The organism is Bacillus litorisediminis, from assembly GCF_022808645.1.
Taxonomy (GTDB): domain Bacteria; phylum Bacillota; class Bacilli; order Bacillales; family JC228; genus Bacillus_BF; species Bacillus_BF litorisediminis.
This window is the reverse complement of sequence record NZ_JAKZKT010000004.1, coordinates 156,817-176,815: the sequence shown is the minus strand read 5'-3', so window position 1 is coordinate 176,815 and position 19,999 is coordinate 156,817. Positions and strand designations below refer to the sequence as shown.

Genomic DNA, 19,999 nt, shown 5'->3' with positions numbered 1-19,999 from the left:
AAGAAATGGGAAGGTGGACACATCCAACAATGGGCCATGATCATGAATCAACTATTAGTTCACGACCACCTGAAGAAACGTGTGAAGAAATATCTAGAATAACTTACACACTTTTCTTGACAAGCCCAAAATTAGCAAATAAACCTTAACTATTCCCCCCTTATAGTTTATATAAATAAAGAAGTCACCCATTGGTGACTTCTTTTGTGTTCCTTGTATTCCTTACCGCCAGCCCCGTTCGTATTGCACGGGTCCTGCTATTTCTTCACCTAGCTCTTTTGCAGCCGTTCGCGGCCAATATGGGTCACGTAAAAGTTCTCTTGCCAGAAATATTAAGTCAGCCCGTTCATTTTGCAATATTTCTTCCGCCTGTACGGCTTTTGTAATCAATCCTACAGCTCCAGTATCAATTCCGGCACCTTGCTTGATGGTTTCAGCCAGTTTTACCTGATAGCCAGGGTAAGCATTGATTTTGGATGGAACGACAGCTCCTGAACTTACATCAATCAGATCAACATCTTGTTCTTTCATCCAACGGCAGAACGTAACATAATCTTCTACATCCAGACCTTCCTCATGATAGTCCTTTGCAGATACCCTTACAAAAAGCGGACCGTTCCAAATGGACCGAATCGCGTCTATCACTTCTCTTAAGAATCGATAGCGATTTTCAGCTGAGCCGCCATATTCATCAGTACGATTATTAGAAAGCGGGGAGAGAAATTGATTAATTAAGTATCCATGAGCTCCATGAATTTCTAATATGTCAAAGCCAGCCCGGATTGCACGATCTGCTCCTTGTTTAAAAGCTTCCACCGTCTGCGCAATTTCAGCCTTGGTCAATTCTTTTGGAGTTTTATAATTTTCATTAAAAGGAAGCGCTGATGCTGAATAAATATCCCCATCTACTGTTGCTTTTCTTCCGGCATGTGCAAGTTGAATCGCGGTTTTTGCACCATGTTCCTTTATCAATGATACAAGCTTTGCCAAACCTTCAATGTGATCATCTGACCAAATTCCTAAATCTTGAGCAGATATCCTGCCTTGGGGAGTGACAGCAGTAGCTTCAATCATAATGAGGCCAACTTGACCAACTGCCCGGCTTGTATAGTGAGTATAATGCCAGTTCTGCACCATACCGTCTTCTTCGTGCGAGGAATACATGCACATTGGTGACATCACAATTCTATTTTTTAAAGTAACACCTTTAACGGTATAGGGAGAAAATAACTTTGTCTTCATTGATGGTGCCTCCTTTTTCATTTCGGTTTCTTAATTACAAAAAAAGTATAGCAATTATCTGTTCAAAATTGAAATTTTCTGCAACATAAGGTTCTGATCTATATTTCAAGAATAATAACTTGATAAATTACAAAATAACGTATATAATGAAAAGCATAAATGAATACTTTACCTTTTATTAAAGGGGAGTAGCTGTTCAATAAAAGTCGTCATTACGGGATTTAATCCTCGGCTTTATTGGCAACTAAGGACGTTGTTAGCGAGACCTTTACTTCAGTGTAGAGGTCTCTTTTTGTATGACCTTTACCTGATTTGGTAAAGGTCATTTTTTATATAAATCTTTTTATATATTAGTTGTCAAACAAAGATAGGAGGAGAACAAATGGAATTATCATTGTTAGTAGAGTATGGCTGGGTATTGTTAGTCTTGGTTGCGTTAGAGGGATTATTGGCAGCTGACAATGCATTAGTTCTTGCCATTATGGTAAAGCATTTACCGGAAGAAGAACGAAAAAAAGCATTGTTCTACGGACTGGCAGGTGCTTTTATCTTACGTTTCTTAGCATTATTCGCGATTTCGTTTCTCGTCAATGTCTGGCAGATTCAGGCGATCGGTGCGCTTTATCTTCTCTTTATCGCCATTAACCATATCTTCCGTAAGGCAGTGGTGAAAAACACGGAGAAGAAGGATAAGCCTAAAGCCAAAGGCGGGTTATGGGCAACTGTTTTTAAAGTAGAGTTAGCAGATATGGCATTTGCGGTTGATTCTATATTAGCTGCAGTAGCGTTAGCAATGGCGCTGCCAAGTACGCCGCTTCCGGCAATTGGCGGACTTGATGGGGGCCAATTTTTAGTTATCTTTGCTGGCGGAGTCATCGGTTTGATTATCATGCGGTTTGCAGCTAATTTCTTTGTGAAATTACTGCATGAAAGACCGGGTCTCGAGATTGCTGCGTTTCTCATCGTGGGCTGGGTAGGCATTAAGTTAGCCGTCCATACTCTTTCCCATCCGAGTCTTGGCGTCCTTTCAGAACACTTTGCAGAATCGCCAGAATGGAAGCTCACTTTCTATGCTGTTCTTGTATTGATTGCCTTAGGCGGATGGCTTTTCTCGCGGCCAAAAGCTGCAGAGACTATTCAGGAACGAAAAAGAGCTTAAGCACTATATTATTTTAAAAAAGATGAGCATTTGCATCATGCTCATCTTTTTTCTATGTGGCACTTATTTTACATATTCTTTCCCGAGCTTTTTGGACTGACGGGTTGCTTCTTTTACACAGGAGACGAGTGCTTCTTTTACGTGAAGCGATTCGAGTACTTTTAATCCTGCCTCCGTTGTCCCGCCTGGGCTTGTCACGGCTTTCCTTAAGTCCGCTGGTTCTTTTTTCGTTTGATTCAGCATTTCGCCTGCACCCATCAAGGTTTGGATAATAAACGTTTTAGCAATTTCCTCATCCAGCCCTAACTCCTTCGCTGATTGCTCAAAGGCTTCCACAATGTAATAAATATAGGCTGGGCCGCTTCCTGAAAGCCCAGTTATGGCATCTAATTTTTCTTCATCTACAACTGCTGTAACGCCAATACTGGAAAACAGCTGAACTACATTCTTTACTTCATCCTCGCTCACCCGCTGATTATGAGCGATAGCTGTTGCTGATTTCCCTATTGCAGCTGACGTATTCGGCATCGCCCGGACAATTTTAAATTCTTCACCAAGTATCTTTTCAATCGTATTAATTGGAATACCAGCTAATACTGAAATGATAACCGATGTCCTTTGGACATATGGTTTAATTGTCTCTAAGGCTTCATGAGCATCCTTTGGTTTCATCGCCAGAATAATACATTGGGCTTCCTTAAGTATTCCTTCGAGGTCATATGTCGTCTGAACCCCATATTTTTCTTGTAAATACTGCAGACGCTGCTGGTCCTGTTTGTTCGTTACGAAGAGGGAAGCTGGAGAAACAAGACCCCGCCCTAATATTCCTTCTATGATGGATTCTGCCATTGAACCAGCACCAATACACGCAATCTTCTCCATTGTTCCTTCCTCCTTTAGCTTTATTAAAATTAAAAAATCTAATAAAAAAAGCTTTCCATCCTGTAAAGGACGAAAAGCTTAGCTTCCGTGGTACCACCTTTGTTCCCTCTATAAAGAGAGCAACTCGATTGACTTATAACGGGCGTCAGCCGTTCAGGTTGTCCTGAAACGCTCATAAGGTAGGTTCAATAAAACAGGGGATGGTGAAGTCTTTCAGCCCCGGTTGGACTTCACTCTCTTTCATCATGTTTTATTTACTGGCCTTACTCATTGCCGTAACTATAAATTTAAAGATATTATATGAGATTATGCTAAAAAATTGACCTTTTTGTCAAGTGTTTTAGGAAGTTATTTTCATGACAAAATAGGTGAAATACAGTAAAATAAAATGAATGGTTATTCATTTTTAGGGAAGGCAGCTGAACAATGTTGGGAAATTGGCACGCGGGTATTGCACAAATTACACTCTCTACACCGTTTGCGGTTGGAGATGTTCATGCTTATTTAATTAAGGGAGATGCTCTGACTTTGGTAGATGCGGGTGTGCTGACAAATGAAGCTTGGGAACAAATGCAGCACTCCTTTAGCGAGCTGGGGATTAAGATTCACGATATTGATCAAATTGTTTTAACCCATCATCACCCTGATCATGTTGGGTTAGTTGAAAAATTTCCTCAATCAACACCCGTACTGGCTCATCCGGCTGCGGACAGATGGCTTTACCGGACAAAGGATTTTGCTGATTATCATCGGGAAGTTTTTACAGAGTGGTTTGCTGAGTTTGGTGTTCCTGATGAATTTTCTTATTATCTGGATCAATTAATGAGTCCGCTTGATTATGCCTGCCAGAGAAAGCTGGATATCCCTCTAACGGATGGAATGACTCTTCCTTTAGAAAATGATTGGGTGGTATTAGAAACACCTGGACATGCAACCAGCCATATTAGTTTATATCGGGAAAAAGATCAGATTCTAATTGGCGGAGACGTGCTTCTGAACCATATCTCATCTAATCCTATCTTAGAGCCGCCCTTTAATAAGGGGGAGGAACGCCATAAACCTTTGTTAGATTATATACATACGTTAGAAGACTTAGCTGAGCTAAATCCTTTGACGGTTTATCCGGGTCATGGGGAAATTATGAAGGGCGGTGTGAGAGAGCTAGTAGAAAAAAGGTTAAAAGCGCAAGAAGAACGGGCTTTTAAGGTATGGGACATGCTGAAGGAAAATGAAAATTTGTCGGTATTTGAAATTTGCCGGAAGCTATTTCCGCATGCCTATAAAACGCAGCTGCCTCTTACGATTTCGGAAACAGTTGGACAATTAGATTATATAGAAGCCAAATTTCAGATAAAGGATTGGAATCAAACATGATAAATGATCGGCTAAACGGCAAAAATGTGGTTATTACAGGAGCATCATCAGGCATTGGCGCGAAAATAGCGGTACTATGTGCACAAAGTGGGGCTAACGTGATTTTATTAGCGAGATCATGGGACAAGCTTCAAACTTTAAAGCAGGAGATTGAGGAAAATTATCCGGTATCTGTATGGATTTATAAGCTGGATATAGCGAATACCGATGAAATTCAGAGAATTTTTGCACAAATAACTGCAGAAGTCCCGTCTATTGATGTTCTCGTCAATAATGCAGGATTTGGCATATTTGAAACGGTTGAAGAGGCCAAGATTGAACATGCCAAAGCGATGTTTGAAACCAATGTGATTGGACTAATCGGGTGCACCAAAATGGTGCTCCCTGGAATGAAAGCAAGAAAGCAGGGACATATCATTAATATCGCATCAATTGCCGGAAAAATTGCTACGCCTAAATCCAGTATATATTCTGCTACTAAGCATGCGGTTCTCGGTTTTACCAATGCCCTTAGGCTGGAAGTAGCTGAAGATGGAATCTTTGTGACCGCTGTTAACCCGGGGCCAATCGAAACTAATTTTTTTAATATAGCTGATCAAACTGGTTCTTATGTCAAAAATGTGCGGAAGATTATGCTATCCAGCGACCAGGTCGCTGGAGCAGTTGTAAAAAGAATGCTAAGCCGGACAAGGGAAATCAATCTGCCTCGCTGGATGAATGCAGGTGATGTCCTTTTTACTCTTTTCCCTAAAACCTTTGAAAGACTTGGCAAAAAAGCTATCTTTAAAAAATAGTGTAACAAATGATGAGTTCCCTCCGTCAAACTAAGTAAAGAGAAGACACCTTAGGAGGGTTTATATATGTTAAAAAAGGGGATTATCGTGATTGCGGCTGTCCTGTTTCTAGCAGGGTGCGGAACGGCTCGGGATACAACTTCCGGAGACGAAGGAGATACAGTGAATTACCGTGAGTCAGAACCTATGTTTATTACGGATCTTATGGCTGAAGGAGAAATGAAGAGGGTTCTCATTAAGGATATTATCTATGGCATTGAAGAAGAGACTGAGATCGTAAATGACAAGGGAGAAGAACTAGCCTTTGAAGATTTAGAGCTTGGCATGCGTGTCATTCCTGAGTCAACCGGTCCAATTTTAGAATCATACCCTGGCCAAACCGGCGCGAAAAAAATCATGGTCTTAACGGATGATGAGAGTAAGGCAGAAGCAGCTGTTGTGCGATCGGTCGTTCATGAAATCAAGAATGAGGAATTAGATGGATTCACAATCGTTAAGGAATTGAAAAAAACCGAATCAGGCTATGAAATCCATGCAGACGTGTCTTCTGGTACCCAGCCTAATCGGGTTTATCTCTATGACATGGCCACTCAGAAGCTTGAGCTCCAGCCTTAATAACAGGAAAAATGTCAGCCCGCTATTTTGGCGGGTTGTTTTATTTTAAAAATGAAACATGGGGACGGTTCTTGCGTTTCACTTTGTAACGGACATCTTTTCCGCTATATGTGAAAAAATGGGGGATTTCAGAAATGAAAGGACATAGTTCCGTTATCAAGGTAAATATCAGCGATATCAGCTCCACAAATAAAAATAATAAAAAATAAAAAACAAAATGCTTTTTTTCCAGTCTAACAAATAGAACCATTCAAAAGGGGAGAGCGTGTTGACGCAAAAAAGCTTAGTGAAACGAGCGATAAAAGGCGATGACGGCGCTTTTTATGAGCTGATTCAGAGAGAAAAAAACAAACTCTATAAAATCGCGATTCTTTACCTGAAAAATGAAGATGATGCAATTGAAGCCGTCCAAGAGATCACGTATCGTGCTTATTGTTCGATTTCATCCTTAAGAAAACCGCAATATTTTTCAACCTGGATTGTCCGGATCTTAATTAATTATTGTTTTTCACTTCTGAAAGAACGAAAACGCCTATCTTTTCACGATGAAATGGCACAGATACTTGGCGGAAAAGAGGATGCGATTTATCTAGATGTGTATGTAGCTTTGGAGAAATTAGAGGAAAATCAGCGAAATGCCATTACACTTAAGTATTTGCACCAATTTAAAATTAGAGAAATTGCTGACATCCTTGAATGTCCTGATGGAACAGTTAAAACATGGATTCATAAGGGACTAGAGACTCTTCGATTAGAACTCCGTGATGAGGAAGGAGGGGCTCACCGTGTTTACGAATGAGGAGAAAACATTAGAGGCACTGCATAAAAAAATGGATCATGTTCAGATTCCTGAAGTCCGTTTAGATGAAGCGATACTGAGAGGGATTCACCGTGGGAAACTAGAAGCACCCAAACGAAAAAAAGGGGTGTCTTGGAATTGGAGAGCCGGACTCGCCCAGGCTGCTGTTGTACTCCTCTTATTTGTTCTTTCAATCCGTTATTTAGATGGGTTTGCTGCGGTCGTGCGGGGAATTCCGGGCATGGAAAACCTCGTAAGTGCTATCCGTGATGAACCCTCACTGCAGGAAGCAATTGATAATCATTTCTTACAAGAAATAGGTTTGTCTGACGAACATGATGGAATTAAGTTCACCGTTCATTCTGTATTAGCAGATGAAAAAAGAATGATCTTGTTTTACTCAATTGAAACGGATCAGGAGTTTAACGAATTGACGGTTAGACCCGAGCTGATTGATAAAGACGGAAATAAAATGGATCAGGGCTATGCTATGTCTGTTTGGAGTGTCCCTGAACCGCACAAGTCGAAAGGGAAACTGTATCAGATTGAGTTTACTTTTACCGATATAGAAGTACCCGAGGAATTTTTGCTTGAGGTTCATATAAGTGAGTATCGTTCTGAGCTTCCTGGGGAATGGAAAATTCCGATTCAGCTGGACAGAAGTGTTTTTGCCGGACAGAAAAAAGAGTTTGTCCTTAATCAAACCTTTGACTTTGAAGGGCAGAAAGTGACAGTTCGGGACATCACTATTTATCCAACACGAACGGAAATAGATGTTATGTTTGATGAAAAGAACTCGAAGCAAGTTTTTGATATTGAGGATTTGCGGTTAGTAGACGAAAAGGGTGAGTTCTGGTCCGGTCATCCTGGCAGTTTATCGGCTACAGGTTTGCAAGATTATATGACTTTTTATCTGGAAAGTAATTATTTCCGTCATCCTAAACACCTTAGCTTACAATTTTCTAAACTGCAGGCTCTTGATAAGGATGAGCTGGATCTAGTCATTGACCCTGCTAAAGCAGAGATTATCAAAAGGCCTTCGGTAGGACCAGAGCTATCGGTAAAGCGGGAGGGCAGTCTCTTACTTATTACAATCCATGATGTGCCGGACGACTTTCATCACTTCGTTATCGAAAAAGTAACCGACAGTGCGGGCAATGAGTTGAATCGGAATAGTATGGGCGTTGCGGAGACTGGAAAGGATATGATTTTCCATGTTCCTTATAATGATAAAACTGTCGCACCTGGTCCTATAAGGATAAGAATGAACGGATTCCCTTCTTATATTTACGGAGATGCTAATATACCGCTTTATTAAAAAAATCCCGTTTCCTCTGTGAGGGGAGGATGCGGGATTTCTTGTCTCATACATTCGCATCATTGGTTATATACTCATATACCACATCTTCCACGAGCTCATATACCTCATTTTCTGACGCCAGTGTTTTCCTTTCCATGATCCGCTTGTACATAATCTCATAATCTTCATTCCTAATTTCCCAGTCATCCGCCCCTGATATATAGGGAATTAACGCGTCTTCAATCATTTTGTATATAAATTTTTTCTCCAATTTCCAACACCTCTCCTCGTATTATACAGAACAAACCAAAAAATCCACCTTAAAATTTCCATTGAATCAGAACGTATATTCCCCTACAATAATACATATAATATATAGGAACATATGTTTGGTTAAATTTGGAGGAGAAGAAGATGGTTGATTACAGCTTGTTTCCCAGGAAACAGATACTATGCATTGACATGAAGAGCTTTTATGCAAGCTGCTCGGCCGTCATGGAAGGATTGGATCCTCTTACCTGTTACCTGGCTGTTGTGGGTGATATCGACCGTCAGGGAAGTATCGTACTGGCCGCCTCCCCCCGTTTGAAAAGTGAGTTTGGGATTAAAACAGGGTGCAGGCGCTTTGAAATTCCCAATGATCCGCGGATCAAGATAGTCGAACCGAAAATGTCGACGTATTTGCGGCTTTCCACCGAAATTACACGCCTCTTTCATCGTTACGTCCCAAAGGAAGCGATTCATACGTACAGCGTTGATGAAAGCTTTTTGCAGTTAGACGGGGCAAACAATCTCTGGGGTGATGCGAAAACAGTCGCATATCAAATTAGAGACGAATTGGAGCGGGAATTTCAGCTCCCCTGTGCAATCGGAATTGGTCCGAACATGCTTCTGGCCAAGCTTTGCCTGGATTTAGAAGCAAAAAAGAAGGGGGTAGCAGAGTGGACATATGAAGATGTAGCTAAAAAGCTTTGGCCCGTGACCCCTTTACGGGAAATGTGGGGAATTGGCCGGAGAATCGAAAAAAGACTAAACAGTATGGGGATTTTTACAGTTGGTCAGCTAGCCAATTACGACCTGGAAAGGCTAGAAGCAAAGTTTGGCATAATGGGAAACCAGCTTTACCACCATGCCTGGGGCATAGATTTATCAGAAATTGGCGCCCCGATTATGGAAGGGCAGATTAGCTTTGGCAAAAGCCAAATTTTGCTTCGTGACTATACCGATGAGACGGAGGTGAAGCACGTTATTTTAGAAATTTGCGAGGAGGTGGCGAGGAGAGCGCGTACCCATAAAATGGCAGGCCGCACGATTAGCCTTAGCGTCGGGTACAGTAAAGATGAGTTTGGCGGCGGCTTTCACCGCTCCCGTTCGATTCCGGAGCCAACCAATATAACGATGGATCTTTACCGGGTATGTTTGGAACTGTTTCATGAGAATTTTGAGAAAAAAACAGTTCGTCAGCTGGCGGTGACGCTCTCCAATGTGGTGCCGGACGAGAGTATGCAGTTAAATTTGTTCGACCCGGATCAGCCCAAGCGCCGGGAGTTAGGGTACGCGATGGATCTGATTCGCCGCCGCCACGGCTCGAGTGCGCTGCTCCGGGCCGTTTCTTATACATCAGGAGGGACTGCCGTTTATCGCTCTAAGCTCGTAGGCGGTCACAAATCATAACGGAAGAAGGAAGAAACGGATGCTTCGAGATCGCGGACGAATTAAATGGACATCAATGATGCTGCCGGAACACGTTAAGCTCTTGCGTGACTGGGCAGAAGAAGACAAATATGAAACACCAAAAGAGTTGGACGAACAACAGATGGAGGAAATGAATCAGCTATTGGAAGAAGCGATTGCAACTGACCAGCCTTTACTGATTACCTACTTTGAAAACCATCATTATCAGACTGTAAAGGGGCGTGTTCACAAGGTCGATCCTTATCAGCATCGCCTCTATCTGAAAAGAGAAAATGAAGAGGTTCTCCTTATTCCTTTCGAAAGAATCGGGCGGATTGCCGCGGTCTGAAAAAGGAGGGGCAACCCTTTTTTTATTTATACTTTAAGTCTTCAAAAAACGAATAAAAGTCAACGGCAGAAAAATTGTAAAAATATTCTGTACATTATTAAGTAAAATTATATATAATTTTCGTATCAACGAATAAGGAGGAACTTTCAATGAAAAACATGACATATCAATCCGTTCAAACATATAAGGGTGGAACACTTTCTTAAATGTTTACGGTGTACCCCCTTATATGTGTTTATTTAAATAACACAAAAAGGGGTAACTCATGGATTTTCCAATTAAAAAATTTTTATCGTATTACAAACCGTATTTAAAGTTGTATCTTTCAGTATTGGCATGTGCCTTTATTGTGTCGGGTGTCACATTGGTGTTCCCATTACTCGTGCGGTATATAACGAAAGATGTCCTTGAAGGAGACTTGATCGCCGCCCTGAGTGAGATTTATTGGATAGGCGGGCTGATGCTTGTTTTAGTCGCCATCCAGAATATTGGAAACTATTTTGTTGACTATAAAGGACATGAAGTTGGTGCTCGAATGGAAAGTGATATGCGCAGTGAGCTGTTCGCACACATGCAAAAACTTTCCTTCAGCTTTTACGATAAGGAAAACACAGGCCAGCTCATGTCCAGAATTACGAACGATCTGCTGCTGCTTTCCGAATTGTACCATCACGGCCCGGAAGACTATCTCAAATATCTGGTCCGCTTTATTGGGGCATTTGTTATTTTATTCATTATTAATGCACCATTGACGATTGTCACATTCTGCTTCCTGCCATTGTTAGGAGCCATTTCTTTATATTTTAATAAGATCGAAAACATGGCATTAAGAAGAAACAAAGAAAGGATTGGGGACATAAACGCACAGGCAGAGGATAGTCTATCAGGAAACCGTGTAGTCAAATCATTTGCCAACGAGCAGGTTGAGATTGAGAAGTTTAACCGGGAAAATAATCGTTTCCTTGATAGCAGAAAAATATTTTATAAGACGGAAGCAAAGTTTTACAATGGGGTACAAACGATTATCCAATTGATTACGGTGACGGTAATCATATTTGGCAGTACCAGTATCGTCAACAACACATTAGATTTAGCGGATTTGATCACTTTTTTACTGTACATCAACTTTATGATTGAGCCCATTCAAAAACTGACTCATATGAGTACCCAGTTTCAAGAAGGAATTACTGGCTTTCAGCGATTTATGGAAATCATGAATGTAAAACCCGTGATCGAGAACAATCCGAATGCCGTGACTTTGATAGAAGTTCGCGGTGAAATCGAGTTCAAAAATGTATCCTTCCGCTATGATGACCATTTGAATTATGTGTTGGAAAACCTGTCTCTTCGTATACAACCAGGAGAGTATGTAGCGTTGGTTGGTCCGTCTGGAGCAGGAAAAACGACATTTTGCTCGCTCATCCCCCGCTTTTATGAAGTTACAGACGGAGAAATATTACTGGACGGGAACAACGTTCGCACGATCGACCTGCAGTCTTTACGAAAAAGTATTGGAATTGTACAGCAGGATGTTTATCTCTTCGCGGGAACGGTTATGGAAAATATTCGTTACGGAAATCCGCAAGCCAGCGATGAAGAAATTATAAATGCTTCTAAGCATGCAAACGCTCACGACTTTATCATGAACTTGCCAAACGGATATCACTCTGAAATTGGTCAGCGTGGAGTCAAACTTTCCGGCGGGCAAAAACAGAGACTAAGCATAGCCCGTGTATTCCTAAAGAACCCGCCCATTCTTATTTTAGATGAGGCAACAAGTGCATTAGATAATGAGAGCGAAAGCATCATTAAGAAATCACTCGAAAAATTGGCAAAAGGGCGTACAACGATTGTTATTGCGCATCGTCTTTCAACCATCCGCAATGCAGGACGGATTATCGTAATAACTGAGGATGGTATTGTGGAACAAGGCACACACGATGCGTTACTTGCGAACAATGGTGCTTATTCACATCTGTATACTAAACAGTTTGAATTCACATCATAATTTTCTTTAAATAAATCGGCTCTCTTAAAAAGGGCTGATTTATTTTTTTATATTAGAATCTAATTGAATCACAGCTTCCCAGTTATCTATATTTGTAAAGCTATTCAGTGAACCTGAGGAGCGCATGCACGCTCTTAAGTCAGAAATTCCAATTCATACCGTTTCAGTCGGAATACATGGACATCCTATCCTCTCTTCCCTATAATAGAAAAGGTATGGGCCGAATTGATGGAAGAAAAGGAGAACAGAATCGTGATTTCTTTACAAAATGTTCGAAAGAGCTATCTGCAAAAGAAAAAACGTTATGAGGCGATTCAAAATGTATCTTTAACTGTAAATAAGGGAGATATCTACGGAATTATCGGGCATAGCGGTGCTGGGAAATCTACGCTGCTGAGGCTGATAAATTTATTAGAAAAACCGGATGAAGGAGAGGTTCTGGTTCATAACCAGGACTTAACGAAGCTTAACAGCAAGCAGTTGCGAAAAGCGCGGCAATCGATTGGGATGATTTTTCAGCATTTCAATCTGGTCGCTAATAAAACGGTTTTTGATAATGTGCTAGTTTCATTGGAATTAGCCCGATTTCCTAAAAGGGAGAGAACCGAACGGGTCCTAGAAAGTTTAAGATTTGTCGGTCTCGATCAGGAAAGGGATAAATACCCCGCCCAATTAAGCGGCGGACAGAAACAGCGGGTTGCGATTGCCAGAGCCCTTGCCAATCGTCCGACGATTCTTTTATGTGATGAGCCGACTTCAGCTCTCGACCCGAACACAACCGCTGAGATTTTAGAAGTACTCCAGACCATTAATCATGAACTGGGAGTCACGATTGTAATTGTGAGTCATGAAATGGGTGTCATAACCAGTATTTGCAACCGGGTTTCGATTATGGAAAATGGTGCGATTTATAAAACCGTGGATGTGAAGCCTAAGGGCATAGCCGTTCCAAGCAAAAGTCCAGACTGGTTTTTACAACAGCTGCAAGAGGAGGGTGAAAGACATCATGCCTGAGATCTTAGTCCAATATCAGTCTGAGATATGGCAATCGATTGGTGAGACTTTTGTGATGGTGGGAGTATCGGTTTTAGCTGCCATTCTGCTGGGGCTCCCAACCGGGACCTTGCTGTTTTTGTGCCGAAAAGGACAATTGCTTGAAAATCAATCTGTTTTTTCTGCGCTCAATCTATTTGTAAACATTGTCCGGTCCTTTCCCTTTTTATTATTTGTAGTCTTTTTGATTCCGTTTACTAGATTGATAGTTGGAACCGCGATTGGAACGGCTGCAGCAACAGTACCGCTAGCCATTATGGCGATTGCCTATTACTCCCGCTTAGTGGAACAAGCCTTGCTTGACGTTCCGAAAGGCGTGATAGAAGCAGCGGTTTCAATGGGTGCATCTGTAAGAGAGGTTATTTTTAAGTTTATTTTTGTAGAAGCTCGGTCTGGCCTTGTCCTTGGTTTAACGACATCTACCATCAGTTTTATTTCCTATTCAACGATTATGGGAGTTGTCGGCGGTGGCGGAATTGGGGACTTTGCCATCAGATATGGCTATCAAAGATTTGAAACAGAACTGATGATTTATTTAATTATAATCATGATTTTCTTTGTGCAAATGATTCAATTTACCGGAACAGCCATCTCGAGAAAACTCGATAAAAGATAGAAAACAGCAGGAGGATTTACTATGAAAAAAATTTGGACTCTAATGATGGTATTGCTTTTGGTACTGGCAGGCTGTGCCGAAGAGCAAGAAAAGGAAGCATCAAGTGATCAAACAGACAAAGAAGAAGTAACCTTAAAAGTGGCTTCATTAATCCCGCCTATGACAGATATTTTGGAAATTGCAAAGAAGCAGTTGAAAGAAGAGGGAATTAATCTTGAAATTGTAGTGTTAAGTGATAATGTTCAGCCTAATAATGCACTGGCAGCTAAGGAAGTCGATGCTAACTTCTTTCAGCATGTTCCATACATGGAAGAATACAATGAGGAAAACGGAACCGATTTAGTTCCAGTTCAGCCTATTTATCACGCGATCTATGGGGTCTACTCTAAAAATTATAAGACAATGGAGGAACTTCCTGAAGGAGCGACGATTGCGATTGCAAACGATCCGACCAACATTGGCCGTTCGCTTGCTATTCTAGATAATGAGGGAATTATTAAGCTCAAAGACGGCGTTGGGATTCATGCGACACAAGCCGATATTATAGAAAATCCTAAAAACTATAAGTTCGAGGAAGTAGACTTATTGATGCTTGCAAGGATGTATGATGATGCAGATGCAGTGATTATGACACCGGCTTATGCGCAGCCGCTTGGATTAACACCAAAAAGCGATGCCCTATTAACCGAAGGTCTTGAGTCAGAATTCGCGATTACATTGGTCGCACGTTCAGACAATGCAGATTCAGAAGCGATTCAAAAATTAGCTGAAAGTATGACAAGCCCTGAGGTGAAAAAGTTTTTAGAAGAAGAATATGGGGAGAATTCAATTCCTGCCTTTTAAACTAGCAAATAAAAACATCCACAGGAGTCAACCTGTGGATGTTTTTCATCGAGTCCTTATTTAAAATTTTCAGCTCTTACCATAGATTCAAAATTTCCTTTATGGGAACCGTCGCAAAATGGCTTGTTGTTAGAGCGACCGCAGCGGCATAAGGAGAATGAGCTTTTTGTATCAATTTTGTTGCCTTCACCGTCTAATAAATCAATGTGTTCCCCTCCACTAATGCGCAGGGAGCCATTATCGTTTACTTTGATTGTGATCTTTTCCATCATTATCAATCCCCTCTAAAAATTACCTTATTATTTTGATAGTACAGGAATACGGGCTACGAAAGCAAGGTTAATAGGACTTATAAATATAGAGAAACTAGGGTGTAATATGAAAATGATAAAATAAAGAAAATCAGGAGGAAAGCAGATGTTCATTACAATTACAGAGAAGGCTTCAACTGAAATTGAAAAAAAGCTAAAAACGAAAGAAAGTGTTCTTCGCCTTCACTACGATACGGAAGGGTGCGGATGTGCAGTTAGCGGGGTGCCAACCCTATATTTGGAACAAACCAGTAAACCGGGAGATCATCAGGCTGAGTCGAATGCCAAGGTTAGAATTTTTTATAACCCGCAGCATCAAATATTCCTTGGCGACCGCCTCACAATTGACTTTTCAGAAAAAGCGAATACATTTCAGTTAAAAACGCCCAACGAAATGCTAAGTCCGCGAATGAAACTAATTGAACGCTAACATGTCTATGAAATAATTCATAGGCATTTTTTTATGTAAAAAAGCTTGGCATACGATAATAAACAACCTGTTGCTATATGCATAGGCTTGTATATTTATGATTAACCAAGAAGGGAAATTCTGTAAAGGGCTATTAAAATAAGGGTTAAATAATGAAAATAAAATTTTTGTAAAATGACTGTTGTATAAAAATTCATACCGAGTTATAATCATTCAATAATAAGGGTTTTTTTAGGAGTGAGAAGGTATGAAAGCAGCCATCGTTGGAGGAACAGGTTATAGTGCGGTCGAGCTAATCAGGTTATTACAACATCATCCTTATATTGAGCTTGAAACCGTCATTTCCCATTCAACTGCAGGGAGTGAAATGGATTCAATCTATCCACACCTCTCTCATATCATTGAAACACCATTATCCGCTTTAGATATTGATTCTTTAAGTGAAGCGGTTGATGTTATTTTTTTTGCAACACCATCAGGCGTAAGCAGAGAAATCCTGCCCAAATTTTTAGAGAACGGATTAACCTGTATTGATCTCTCGGGAGATTTTCGGCTAAAGTCACAAACCGAATACGAAAAATGGTACAAAAAATCAGCTGCGGATCAAGGATTTTTAGATACAGCCGTATATGGCCTAAGTGAGATTTATCAGGAGAAGATTAAAGAAGCAAAACTGATTGCTAATCCGGGCTGTTATCCAACTGCAGCACTATTGGCGCTTATTCCTGCTGTACAGCACAAACTTATTGACTATCAATCTATTATTATCGATGCAAAGTCTGGTGTATCTGGTGCAGGGAGGGGACTTTCGTTAGGCTCCCTTTATTCTGAAGTGAATGAAAATTTAAAGGCTTACAAAATAGGAGCACATCAGCATATTCCCGAGATTGAGCAAATTTTAAATGAACAAAGCGGGGAATCATTCCCTGTAACCTTAACAACTCATCTTGTTCCGATGACGAGAGGGATTATGACTACCATTTATGCAAACCTAAATAACCATATAAAAACAGATGAAATTATTGATATTTACAAGGATTTTTATCAGGATCACCCATTTATAAGGATACGAAAGCAAGGGGTTATTCCAGCAACAAAAGAGGTATATGGCAGCAATTATTGTGATATCGGCTTCCTTGCCGATGAAAGAACAGGAAGACTTACGATCGTTTCAGTGATTGATAACTTAGTGAAGGGTGCTTCTGGTCAGGCGATTCAAAATATAAACATTATAAACGGCTGGGATGTTCAGACAGGACTCAAAAACATCCCGCTCTACCCATAGGAAAGAGAGGAAGATGTTCGTCATGCAGATCACCAAGGAAAATAAAATAACCTTCATCCCGGACGGGGGTGTGACTTCACCTAAAGGATTTAAAGCAGGAGGTATACATTGCGGCATCAAAAGAAAAAGATTGGACCTTGGGTTTATTGTTTCAGCAGTACCTGCAGCAGCAGCAGCGGTGTATACTACTAACCTTTTTCAGGCAGCTCCATTACTCGTTACCCAGGAGAGTATCAAAAAAGAGCATAAAGTTCAGGCGCTTATCGTAAATTCAGGAAACGCCAATGCTTGTACAGGAGAACAAGGTCTAAAGGATGCATACGACATGCAAGCTCTTTTTGCCGAAAAACTTGGGATTCCTGCTGCTTATGTGGCTGTGGCGTCAACAGGAGTAATTGGAGTTCCGCTGGAAATGGATAAAATTAAATACGGGATTGAACAAATTAACTTGCCAGAATACGAAGCCGTAAGACGCTTTGAACAAGCAATTTTAACGACAGATACAAGTGTAAAACATGCATGTGTTCAGCTTGAAATAGATAGACAGACGGTTACAATCGGGGGCGCTGCCAAAGGTTCAGGGATGATTCATCCGAATATGGCAACAATGCTTGGTTTTATTACAACAGATGCAAAGATTAACCACGATGAATTGCTGTTTGCTTTGCGGGAAGTTACCAATCAAACGTTCAACATGATTACCGTGGATGGCGATACCAGCACGAATGATATGGTTCTTGTTATGGCTAATGGAGAAGCAGATAATCTGACCTTAACCAAGGACCATCCAGAGTGGTCTGTGTTTATAGATGGATTAAGGATGGTATCCGAATCACTTGCCAAACAAATCGCAAGAGATGGTGAAGGGGCAACAAAGCTCGTTGAGGTTCAGGTAATAGGGGCAATCGATGATAACACGGCTCGGGTGGTCAGTAAATCAATTATTGGCTCCAGCCTAGTCAAAACAGCTGTTTACGGAGCAGACCCGAACTGGGGAAGAATCGTTTGTGCAATTGGCTACAGCGGAGGGCAGATCAATCCAAACAGTCTTACTGTCAAACTTGGACCTATCGTGGTGGTTGAAAATGGGTTACCTGTCCCTTTTAACGAAGGCGAAGCAAAAGCTTATTTAGAACAGGAACACGTTCATATTTTTGTAGATTTGAAAGAGGGATCCGGAAGTGCAACTGCATGGGGCTGCGATTTAACCTATGACTATGTGAAAATTAATGCTTCTTACCGAACGTAAGGGAGGTTCCGAATGAAATACCTTGTCATTAAATGCGGCGGAAGTGTTTTGGATCAGGCTCCTAAAAGCTTCTTTCAAAATATAGTTCAGCTAAAGGAAGCCAAGGAATGGCAGCCAATTGTAGTTCATGGCGGGGGGCCAATGATTTCTTCACTTCTAACTCAGCTCGATATTGAAACGAGATTTGTGGATGGGCTCAGGGTCACTACTGAAGAAGTGCTAAATGTTGTTGAAATGGTGTTAAGCGGCTCTGTTAATAAACAAATTGTTCGAAATTTGCAAAAAGCAGGCGGGGCAGCTTTTGGGATGAGCGGAGTCGACGGCGGGCTATTGTTAGCGAGGCCAGTTCAAAATAGTGAACGCCTGGGATTGGTTGGTGAAATTACAAAGGTACATTCGGCTTTAATTGAAGATATCGTAAATCAAGGAATGATTCCGGTGATTTCTCCGCTTGGAGTCGATGAGCACGGACAACACTATAACATTAACGCTGATATCGCGGCATCAGCGATTGCAAAAGCGATGCAGGCGCAATTATGTATGATCAGTGACATTCCAGGAATTTATACGGAACAAAACGGAAAGAAGCATTTGCTAAAACAAGCTACCAACATAGAGGTAGAAGAGTTAATTAATAAAGGCATCATTCATGGCGGTATGGTGCCAAAAGTAAAAGCAGCGATAGATGGTCTTGCGGCAAATGTTCCAGAAGTTGTGATTATAAATGGAAATGAGCCTGATAGTCTATTAGCGTATACAGAAGGAAGAGAAATTGGAACGAAAATCACATTAGAGAAGGAGAGTCAATATGTTAGCGAGTTCTAGCCAATCTGCCGTGACTTCACCTTTAATGCCTACCTATAATCGATTTCCGCTTACGATTGTGAAAGGAAAAGGATCTTATGTGTGGGATGATCAGGGTACGCAATATTTGGATTATACATCTGGAATCGCAACCTGTAATTTAGGGCATGTACCGGAATCAGTAAAACTCAAACTGGAAGAACAGCTTCAAACCTTATGGCATTGTTCTAACCTTTATCATATACCGAATCAAGAAAAGCTTGCCAGATTACTAGTAGATCATTCCTTCGGGGATCAGGTCTTTTTTTGCAATAGCGGTGCAGAGGCAAACGAAGCTTCAATTAAACTGGCAAGAAGCTATGCCCAGAAGGAATTAGGGAAAGGACGCTATGAAATTGTAACATTTAAGCAATCTTTCCACGGCCGGACACTTGCGACTTTATCAGCTACAGGACAAGAAAAAATCCAGCAAGGTTTCTTTCCGCTTGTGCCAGGCTTCCGCTATCTTCCTTTTAATGATTTCGAGGCACTAGACTCACTTGTTTCAGAACATACTTGTGCGGTTCTACTCGAACTGGTTCAGGGAGAAGGCGGAGTGATTCCTGCTAATCCAGAATGGGTTAAGCGATTAGCACAGCTTTGCAAGGAACATAATCTGTTGCTGATGATAGATGAAATTCAAACAGGGATGGGGCGGACTGGTACTTTGTTTGCCTATCAGCAGTATGGAATTGAACCAGATGTAATAAGTTTGGCAAAGGGACTAGGTTCAGGGTTTCCGATTGGTGCAATAGTGGCCAATAAAAAAGCAGCAATAGGTTTTCAGCCAGGAAGTCATGGCAGTACGTTTGGCGGTAATCCTCTAGCTGCGACAGCCGGGTTAGCAACAATGGAACAGTTTATATCAACGAAGCTTCTGGATCAAGCCAAAGAGCTCGGTACTTATTTACACGAAAAGCTCACGGAAATCAAGAAAGTAAGTAATCAAATTGAAGAAGTAAGGGGATTAGGCCTTCTCCAAGGAATTGTAATCAAGCAGAAGGCTAATAAAGTGGTAGAAGCAGCAAGAAAACAAAATTTGTTGCTTTTAACAGCGGGGCCAGATGTGGTGAGAATACTCCCGCCTTTAACGACTACAAAAGTAGAAATCGATCAATGTAGTCAAATCCTTGAAACAATTTTCAAGTATTCTTTAGAGGACTAATTTGGAGG

General features: G+C 41.1%; 21 protein-coding genes. 17 read left to right on the top strand and 4 right to left on the bottom strand.

Features of this window, described 5'->3' with window-relative positions:
* Positions 1–222: 222 nt before the first annotated feature.
* Entirely contained in the window at positions 223–1,242 is a 1,020-nt protein-coding gene (gene namA / locus MLE14_RS03665) for an NADPH dehydrogenase NamA (protein WP_243296944.1), read from the bottom strand.
* A gap of 382 nt (positions 1,243–1,624) precedes the next feature.
* Between namA and MLE14_RS03660 the strand changes: the two genes are divergently transcribed.
* A complete protein-coding gene (locus MLE14_RS03660; RefSeq protein ID WP_243296943.1) occupies positions 1,625–2,401 on the top strand; it encodes a TerC family protein in 777 nt (258 codons plus the stop codon).
* A 63-nt stretch (positions 2,402–2,464) separates the two neighbouring features.
* On the opposite strand, the gene proC is transcribed toward MLE14_RS03660, so the two are convergent.
* On the bottom strand, positions 2,465–3,283 hold the full coding sequence (proC, locus tag MLE14_RS03655) for a pyrroline-5-carboxylate reductase (protein WP_243296942.1): 819 nt from the start codon (positions 3,281–3,283) through the stop codon (positions 2,465–2,467).
* A 426-nt stretch (positions 3,284–3,709) separates the two neighbouring features.
* Here proC and MLE14_RS03650 point away from each other — a divergent pair, with 426 nt between their 5' ends.
* From MLE14_RS03650 to MLE14_RS03630, 5 genes are all read left to right on the top strand, one after another.
* On the top strand, positions 3,710–4,657 hold the full coding sequence (locus tag MLE14_RS03650; RefSeq protein ID WP_243296941.1) for an MBL fold metallo-hydrolase: 948 nt from the start codon (positions 3,710–3,712) through the stop codon (positions 4,655–4,657).
* Positions 4,654–5,451 carry an SDR family NAD(P)-dependent oxidoreductase gene (locus MLE14_RS03645; protein ID WP_243296940.1) on the top strand — a complete coding sequence of 266 codons (798 nt, stop codon included), beginning with the start codon at positions 4,654–4,656 and terminating at the stop codon, positions 5,449–5,451. Before MLE14_RS03650 ends, MLE14_RS03645 begins: the two co-directional genes overlap by 4 nt.
* A gap of 66 nt (positions 5,452–5,517) precedes the next feature.
* Positions 5,518–6,066: a YobA family protein gene (locus MLE14_RS03640; RefSeq protein WP_243296939.1), complete on the top strand. Its 549-nt coding sequence runs from the start codon at positions 5,518–5,520 to the stop codon at positions 6,064–6,066.
* A gap of 268 nt (positions 6,067–6,334) precedes the next feature.
* On the top strand, positions 6,335–6,865 hold the full coding sequence (locus MLE14_RS03635) for a sigma-70 family RNA polymerase sigma factor (protein ID WP_243296938.1): 531 nt from the start codon (positions 6,335–6,337) through the stop codon (positions 6,863–6,865).
* Positions 6,852–8,183: a DUF4179 domain-containing protein gene (locus tag MLE14_RS03630; RefSeq protein ID WP_243296937.1), complete on the top strand. Its 1,332-nt coding sequence runs from the start codon at positions 6,852–6,854 to the stop codon at positions 8,181–8,183. Before MLE14_RS03635 ends, MLE14_RS03630 begins: the two co-directional genes overlap by 14 nt.
* 46 nt (positions 8,184–8,229) lie before the next feature.
* Here MLE14_RS03630 and MLE14_RS03625 read toward each other — a convergent pair whose 3' ends face one another.
* A complete protein-coding gene (locus tag MLE14_RS03625; protein WP_243296936.1) occupies positions 8,230–8,436 on the bottom strand; it encodes a YqzH family protein in 207 nt (68 codons plus the stop codon).
* A 143-nt stretch (positions 8,437–8,579) separates the two neighbouring features.
* Between MLE14_RS03625 and MLE14_RS03620 the strand changes: the two genes are divergently transcribed.
* The 6 genes from MLE14_RS03620 to MLE14_RS03595 all read left to right on the top strand — a co-directional run bounded on the left by MLE14_RS03620 (position 8,580) and on the right by MLE14_RS03595 (position 14,708).
* Entirely contained in the window at positions 8,580–9,839 is a 1,260-nt protein-coding gene (locus MLE14_RS03620) for a Y-family DNA polymerase (RefSeq protein WP_243296935.1), read from the top strand.
* 19 nt (positions 9,840–9,858) lie between these two features.
* Positions 9,859–10,188 carry a YolD-like family protein gene (locus tag MLE14_RS03615; protein WP_243296934.1) on the top strand — a complete coding sequence of 110 codons (330 nt, stop codon included), beginning with the start codon at positions 9,859–9,861 and terminating at the stop codon, positions 10,186–10,188.
* A gap of 265 nt (positions 10,189–10,453) precedes the next feature.
* Complete coding sequence (locus MLE14_RS03610) at positions 10,454–12,196, top strand: ABC transporter ATP-binding protein (protein ID WP_243296933.1); 1,743 nt, start codon at positions 10,454–10,456, stop codon at positions 12,194–12,196.
* Between the two features lie 252 nt (positions 12,197–12,448).
* Entirely contained in the window at positions 12,449–13,210 is a 762-nt protein-coding gene (locus MLE14_RS03605; protein WP_243296932.1) for a methionine ABC transporter ATP-binding protein, read from the top strand.
* Positions 13,203–13,865 carry a methionine ABC transporter permease gene (locus tag MLE14_RS03600; RefSeq protein WP_243296931.1) on the top strand — a complete coding sequence of 221 codons (663 nt, stop codon included), beginning with the start codon at positions 13,203–13,205 and terminating at the stop codon, positions 13,863–13,865. The genes MLE14_RS03605 and MLE14_RS03600 overlap by 8 nt, the downstream gene beginning before the upstream one ends.
* A gap of 21 nt (positions 13,866–13,886) precedes the next feature.
* The gene (locus MLE14_RS03595; protein WP_243296930.1) at positions 13,887–14,708 is read left to right on the top strand and encodes a MetQ/NlpA family ABC transporter substrate-binding protein; all 822 of its coding nucleotides are present in this window, start codon (positions 13,887–13,889) and stop codon (positions 14,706–14,708) included.
* A 56-nt stretch (positions 14,709–14,764) separates the two neighbouring features.
* On the opposite strand, the gene MLE14_RS03590 is transcribed toward MLE14_RS03595, so the two are convergent.
* Positions 14,765–14,977 carry a CDGSH iron-sulfur domain-containing protein gene (locus MLE14_RS03590; RefSeq protein ID WP_243296929.1) on the bottom strand — a complete coding sequence of 71 codons (213 nt, stop codon included), beginning with the start codon at positions 14,975–14,977 and terminating at the stop codon, positions 14,765–14,767.
* Between the two features lie 148 nt (positions 14,978–15,125).
* Here MLE14_RS03590 and MLE14_RS03585 point away from each other — a divergent pair, with 148 nt between their 5' ends.
* The 5 genes from MLE14_RS03585 to MLE14_RS03565 all read left to right on the top strand — a co-directional run bounded on the left by MLE14_RS03585 (position 15,126) and on the right by MLE14_RS03565 (position 19,991).
* A complete protein-coding gene (locus MLE14_RS03585; protein ID WP_243296928.1) occupies positions 15,126–15,449 on the top strand; it encodes an iron-sulfur cluster biosynthesis family protein in 324 nt (107 codons plus the stop codon).
* A 247-nt stretch (positions 15,450–15,696) separates the two neighbouring features.
* A complete protein-coding gene (gene argC, locus MLE14_RS03580; protein WP_243296927.1) occupies positions 15,697–16,734 on the top strand; it encodes an N-acetyl-gamma-glutamyl-phosphate reductase in 1,038 nt (345 codons plus the stop codon).
* 22 nt (positions 16,735–16,756) lie between these two features.
* A complete protein-coding gene (gene argJ, locus MLE14_RS03575) occupies positions 16,757–17,983 on the top strand; it encodes a bifunctional ornithine acetyltransferase/N-acetylglutamate synthase (RefSeq protein WP_243296926.1) in 1,227 nt (408 codons plus the stop codon).
* A gap of 12 nt (positions 17,984–17,995) precedes the next feature.
* Positions 17,996–18,808, top strand: a complete 813-nt coding sequence (argB, locus tag MLE14_RS03570; protein ID WP_243296925.1) for an acetylglutamate kinase — start codon at positions 17,996–17,998, stop codon at positions 18,806–18,808.
* Positions 18,792–19,991, top strand: coding sequence for an acetylornithine transaminase (locus MLE14_RS03565; RefSeq protein WP_243296924.1), 1,200 nt, complete (start codon positions 18,792–18,794; stop codon positions 19,989–19,991). Before argB ends, MLE14_RS03565 begins: the two co-directional genes overlap by 17 nt.
* The last annotated feature ends 8 nt before the right edge of the window (positions 19,992–19,999 follow it).